This is a genomic window from Streptomyces sp. NPDC059900, from assembly GCF_050270335.1.
In the GTDB taxonomy this organism is placed as follows: Bacteria; Actinomycetota; Actinomycetes; order Streptomycetales; family Streptomycetaceae; genus Streptomyces.
This window is the reverse complement of record NZ_JBNNJZ010000862.1, coordinates 1-2,545: the sequence shown is the minus strand read 5'-3', so window position 1 is coordinate 2,545 and position 2,545 is coordinate 1. Positions and strand designations below refer to the sequence as shown.

The following is a 2,545-nucleotide window of genomic DNA, read 5'->3' as shown; positions in this document are numbered from 1 at the left end:
CCTGCGGCACGGTGCCGCTCCTCGCCGACAACACCTTCGCGACGCCCGTCCTCCAGCGGCCGGTCGAGAGCGGGGCGCGGCTCGTGCTGCACAGCGCCACCAAATACCTGGGCGGTCACGGCGACGTCCTGGGCGGAGTGGTCGCGTGCGACGAGGAGTTCGCCCGGCAGCTGCGGCAGGTCCGCTTCGCCACCGGCGGTGTGCTGCATCCGCTCGCCGGATATCTGCTCCTGCGGGGCCTTTCCACCCTGCCGGTGCGGGTGCGTGCCGCCTCCGCGAACGCGGCGGAACTGGCGCGGCGCCTGGCGGCGGACCCGCGCGTGCGCCGCGTGCACTATCCGCGGCTCGGCGGCGCCATGGTCGCCTTCGAGGTGCGCGGCGATCCGCACGCGGTGACCGCCGGGGTGCGGTTGATCACCCCGGCGGTCAGCCTCGGCAGCGTCGACACGCTCATCCAGCATCCGGCGTCCATCAGCCACCGGGTGGTGGACGCGGCGGACCGGCGGTCCTCGGGCGTGAGCGACAGCCTGCTGCGGCTTTCGGCCGGCCTCGAGGACGTCGAGGACCTGTGGCAGGACCTCGACCAGGCCCTCGGCCCGACCCCGTCCGCCTCAGCGCCCGCTAGTGCGTCTGCTCCTGCTGCGAGGGGTCGTACGGCAGTCGTGAGCTGACCGGCGTCGCTTCGAGGCGGGCGGTGATGACCAGCGTGCCCTCCTCGATCTGGTAGTCGAGGGGGAGCCCCAGACCGCGCATCGCGGCGACCATGCCCGTGTTGGACGCCTGCGTGACCGCGTACGCGCTCTCGCAGCCCGCCTCCACCGCCATCGTCACCAGGCGGCCGAGCAGTTCGCTGCCGATGCCGCGGCGCTGCCAGTCGTCCTCGACGAGCAGGGCGATCTCGGTCTCGTCACCGTCCCAGAGCAGATGGCCGAGGCCGACGATGCGCCCGGAGGCGGTCTGCACCGCGAGGGTGCGGCCGAACCGCGGGCTGAGCAGGTGGTTCAGATAGCGGTCGGCGTCCCGTACGGGACCGTGGTAGCGCATGGAGAGGGTGCGCTGCGAGCAGCGCTCGTGCATGGCCCTGGCCGCGTCGACGTCGGAGGTGTCGGCCCGGCGCACGGTGATGGCGCTGCCCTCGGCGAGCGTCAGTACGTCCTTGCTGTGCGGGATGCGCGGGCCGAGCCGGGTGTCGAGTTCGACCAGGGCACGCGCCCTGGCGAACTCGGTGGGTGTGAACGGCAGGTACGGCCGCTCCACAGTGATCACTTCGCCTTCCGGCGCGTGCAGCCGCAGCACCGTCCCTTCGCCTTCGAGCGCGCCCTCGACGGGCTTCTCCGTCTGCGGTCCGGATGATCCCGGTGCCTTCGCGGGCAGCGAGCGGATGGTGCAGCGGCCAAGCAGCTGGCGCAGGGCGAGCGGGAGTTCGGCGGCGTCCAGGGCGGTGCGGGTGGCCAGGCCCAGGATGCGGGTGGGGGCGTCCACCAGGTCGTGGGCGTCCGCCCGCTCGATCCAGGTGCCCGAGCCGCCCGCGTGCGCGACGCCGCGGGTGAGCTCGGCCGCGGGCAGGTCGGCGGGCGCGCGCAGCAGGAACTCGTCGACGGTGCCTTCGGCCAGCGGGTGCGCCTGGAGGCTAAGGATGTCGACCCTGCCGTGCGCGAGGGCCGTGCACAGGGCGGCGAGCGATCCGGGCTCGTCCCGCACCGTGGTGCGCATCCGCCACAGCGTCGTCGCTCCCTCGGAGGACTCCGCGGCGGCGGCCCCGGCCTGCTCCATGGCCGTCACGGGCCCGGACGGCTCCGGGGTCTGCTGCCCGACGGCGTGCGGCCGGGCGCCGGTATCGTCCGTCGCCGGGGGTGCGTGGTTGTGGCGGCGTGCCCACCATGTGTGGAACCCGACCGTGGCGAGCAGCGCCACGGCCGAGATCACGAGCAGGGCGGGGCCGTCGGGCCCGTGCCCGATCATGTTCGCCACCGCGTCCGCCACGGCCACCGCCGTGAAGAGGGCGGCGAGCTCCACCAGATCCCGCCGCCAGTGGTGGACGGGGCGGCCGTGTTTGGTCCGGTTCACATCAGACATGTCAGCACTCATACAGCCACTGTGGAGGAAGGGTGTTGCGTGATCACGAACGTTCTGTGACTGACGAGTTAAGAGGCCTTCTGCCCGTTTGATTCATCTTTGCTCGCTCTTGGTGTCCGAGCCTGCCCCTTCGTTGTGCGTTCGGGGCCATGATCACTCCTGTCCCACCCGTCCCGGCTGGAGCGCCTTGGTGAACAGCACCCCGCCGCCCTCCTGGCGCAGCCGCACGGTCAGCTCGCCGCTGTCGCCGTCTATGTCGATCTCGCCGAAGTACTGCGGGGTCTCGGCCGGCGAGGTGTTGGCGCGGTTCGGCGCCTTGATGAAACGCTGCTCGGGGCCGAACGTGCCGTCGAGTTTGAGCGCCTGGAATCCGCCCGCGGCCAGCGGACCGGAGACGAACTCCCAGAACGGCGCGAAGTCCTTGAACGCGGCGCGCGAGGGGTCGTAGTGCTGGGCCGACGTGTAGTGC

General features: G+C 72.2%; 3 protein-coding genes. 1 reads left to right on the top strand and 2 read right to left on the bottom strand.

Annotation, left to right across the window (positions count from 1 at the left end; translation table 11 throughout):
• The coding region (locus ACQKIP_RS45025) for a PLP-dependent transferase (RefSeq protein WP_427745650.1) at positions 1–671 on the top strand (671 nt) is incomplete at its 5' end.
• On the opposite strand, the gene ACQKIP_RS45020 is transcribed toward ACQKIP_RS45025, so the two are convergent.
• Together ACQKIP_RS45020 and ACQKIP_RS45015 are read right to left on the bottom strand one after the other, a co-directional pair.
• Positions 622–2,076: a GNAT family N-acetyltransferase gene (locus ACQKIP_RS45020; RefSeq protein WP_365862284.1), complete on the bottom strand. Its 1,455-nt coding sequence runs from the start codon at positions 2,074–2,076 to the stop codon at positions 622–624. The two genes, ACQKIP_RS45025 and ACQKIP_RS45020, sit on opposite strands and share 50 nt — an antisense overlap.
• A 153-nt stretch (positions 2,077–2,229) precedes the next feature.
• Positions 2,230–2,545, bottom strand: a 316-nt coding sequence (locus ACQKIP_RS45015) for an alkaline phosphatase D family protein (RefSeq protein ID WP_427745649.1), incomplete at its 5' end; no start/stop codon positions are given.

What these genes read in the sequence shown, in the direction of transcription:
- ACQKIP_RS45020 (WP_365862284.1), bottom strand. Translation starts at nt 2,076, where the DNA reads ATGTCTGATGTGAACCGGACCAAACACGGCCGCCCCGTCCACCACTGG.